2 protein-coding genes, 1 pseudogene and 1 other annotated feature (1 of these 4 cut by a window edge) are annotated in these 2,500 nt (G+C 52.6%); of the genes and pseudogenes, 2 read left to right on the top strand and 1 reads right to left on the bottom strand.

Annotated features, from left to right (window positions below):
* Positions 1-456: 456 nt before the first annotated feature.
* On the bottom strand, positions 457-861 hold the full coding sequence (locus tag E6C55_RS33410; protein ID WP_136374129.1) for an InlB B-repeat-containing protein: 405 nt from the start codon (positions 859-861) through the stop codon (positions 457-459).
* A 39-nt stretch (positions 862-900) separates the two neighbouring features.
* Here E6C55_RS33410 and tnpA point away from each other — a divergent pair.
* Positions 901-1,176, top strand: a pseudogene (gene tnpA, locus E6C55_RS35620) (IS200/IS605 family transposase); the annotation flags it as partial.
* Positions 1,165-1,470, top strand: coding sequence for a polymorphic toxin-type HINT domain-containing protein (locus E6C55_RS35625; RefSeq protein ID WP_269145575.1), 306 nt, complete (start codon positions 1,165-1,167; stop codon positions 1,468-1,470). The pseudogene tnpA and the gene E6C55_RS35625, both read left to right, overlap by 12 nt.
* Before the next feature lie 190 nt (positions 1,471-1,660).
* Positions 1,661-2,500, top strand: a sequence feature (most likely nonfunctional fraction of RNA operon) (it continues 55 nt past the right edge of the window).

Raw genomic sequence — 2,500 nt, forward strand, 5'->3', positions numbered from 1 at the left:
CTCGAGTTCAGTTTTGAAGGGGCAAGCGACTTCGGTCGATTGCATTCTTCACACACCTTGTACCTTGACAACTGGATACGAAACGATTAGCGCAATGTAGAATGGATCTTCTGCCTTAGTGGTTTGCTGTCCCGATAATCTCTTCTTCGCCTTCGGCGAGCGAAGCGATTACGGGTGGTTAAGCTAATAAGGGCGCACGGAGGATGCCTAGGCGCCAGGAGCTGAAGAAGGACGCGGCGAACAGCGAAATTGCCTCGGGGAGCCGTAAGCAGGCGTTGATCCGGGGATGTCCGAATGGGGATTGCGGATCATACGTAAATTCAGCTTTCGGGATATGGCCTTCCCGGCTTGGCGACTTCCGGTCCGCAATCGCGGCGAAGAGGTTCATCTCGATCGTCTTCTTGCAAACATAGGGCGTTAAGTAACCCGAGTCCAGTGCGACCGCTTCGAGGTCGGTCAACCCGAACGTATTGATTTGACGTTGCAGCCGCTCGATGTAGACAACCGGCTCGTTAACGTTGCCGGGTGTAATGTAGGCATCGGTGATGATGCCGAACTTATGATCGACCGTCCGGTGCTCGAGAAAGTGGAAGCCTTCGTCACCGTGTAGCTGTTCAACGTCCAGTGCGCGTACAACGTCATATCGCCGCTGACGGTGTCCCCATCGAAGTCCCACTCGCCCGTCTCATCCGCCGGATCGACATACCAGCCCTCAAACGCATACCCCACTCGCGTTGGCTCCGTCGGCTCGGCTACCGTCTGCCCGTGTTCGACGGTGACCTCGCTTCCCGAGAAGCTGCCTCCGTTCGGGTCGAACGTCACCGTGTAGCTGTTCAGCTTCCAGTGCGCGTACAACGTCATGTCCTCGACTACCGGAGCGGCGTCGAAGTCCCGTCTTAGGTGGCAAACAAGAATTACAGTTTAGCGCACACGAAGTGGATGTGCAAATACCACATCGTGTTCACCCCGAAGTATAGACGGAAAGAGATCTACAATCAAGTGAGAAAAGATTTGATCGAGGTATTCAAACGTCTATGCAAGTACAAGGGGGTGGAGATTCTAGAAGGTCATATGATGCCGGATCATGTACACATGATGGTAGCTATTCCCCCAAAGATATCGGTATCATCGTTCATGGGATATCTGAAGGGGAAAAGTTCGCTAATGATCTTTGAAAGCTTTGTAGCAGGCACCAAAGTGATGACGGACGAAGGGGAGAAGAATATCGAAGACATTGAGGTCGGAGATAAGGTTCTCTCGAAGGATGAGACAACTGGTGAGGTAGCTTACAAAGAGGTTACGGCAACAATGAACCATGAGATGGATGAGATTTACAAGATTCATGTGGGTGACCAAGTAATTGAATCGACCTTCAATCATCCGTTCTATGTGAAAGGCAAGGGATGGACGGTCGTCAAAGACCTTAGGGTTGGAGACTTGCTTGTTCAGAGTGATGACGTGTGGAGCTGACGAGTACTAATCGGTCGAGGGCTTATCCTAAGAGCAGACGCAAGGCAGGAAGAAGAAGATTCTAAATACACGCTAACTCGTTTCGTATCCGGTTATCAAGGCGCAAGCTTTGAACAAATCGCTACGGCTGCACCGCATGACTTCGTCATGCTGCCTGCAACCTAGCGTGCCGACGACTTCGTCGCGGCGGTTTGGTGATGATGGCAGAGGGGTTCCACGCGTACCCATCTCGAACACGACCGTTAAGCCCTCTAACGCCGATGGTAGGATTTGCTCCAGATCGCTCTTTCGCTGCCCGTTGTACCGGCCATTGTAGTACGTGTGTAGCCCAGGTCATAAGGGGCATGATGATTTGACGTCATCCCCGCCTTCCTCCGGTTTGTCACCGGCAGTCAATCTAGAGTGCCCGACCTTACTCGCTGGCAACTAAATTCAAGGGTTGCGCTCGTTGCGGGACTTAACCCAACATCTCACGACACGAGCTGACGACAACCATGCACCACCTGTCTCCTCTGTCCCGAAGGAAAGGCACATCTCTGCTTAGGCTTTCGGCGGACAAGATTCTCACTTGTCTTTTCGTTACTCATACCGGCATTCTCACTTGAATGCAGTCCACCAGTCCTTCCGGTCTGACTTCAACCCGCATTCAACGCTCCCCTACCCAAGCGATACCCAAAGGGTACGCGTTGCCATAGCTTCGGTGGTGTGTTTAGCCCCGTTACATTTTCGGCGCAGAGTCACTCGACCAGTGAGCTATTACGCACTCTTTAAATGGTGGCTGCTTCTAAGCCAACATCCTGGTTGTCTTCGCCCGAGGGGGCCGCAGTGAATAGGCCCAAGCGACTGTTTAGCAAAAACACAGGTCTGTGCGAAGCCGTAAGGCGAAGTATACGGGCTGACGCCTGCCCGGTGCTGGAAGGTTAAGAGGAGCGGTTAGGTTCTGATTTTATCAGGGCCGAAGCTGTGAATTGAAGCCCCAGTAAACGGCGGCCGTAACTATAACGGTCCTAAGGTAGCGAAATTCCTTGTC

The organism is Cohnella fermenti (genome assembly GCF_004801405.1).
GTDB classification, from domain to species: domain Bacteria; phylum Bacillota; class Bacilli; order Paenibacillales; family Paenibacillaceae; genus Cohnella; species Cohnella fermenti.

Excerpts from the sequence above, each read along its gene's own strand:
- E6C55_RS33410 (WP_136374129.1), bottom strand. The coding sequence starts at position 861 with ATGACGTTGTACGCGCACTGGAAGCTGAACAGCTACACGGTGACGTTC.
- E6C55_RS35625 (WP_269145575.1), top strand. The coding sequence starts at position 1,165 with ATGATCTTTGAAAGCTTTGTAGCAGGCACCAAAGTGATGACGGACGAA.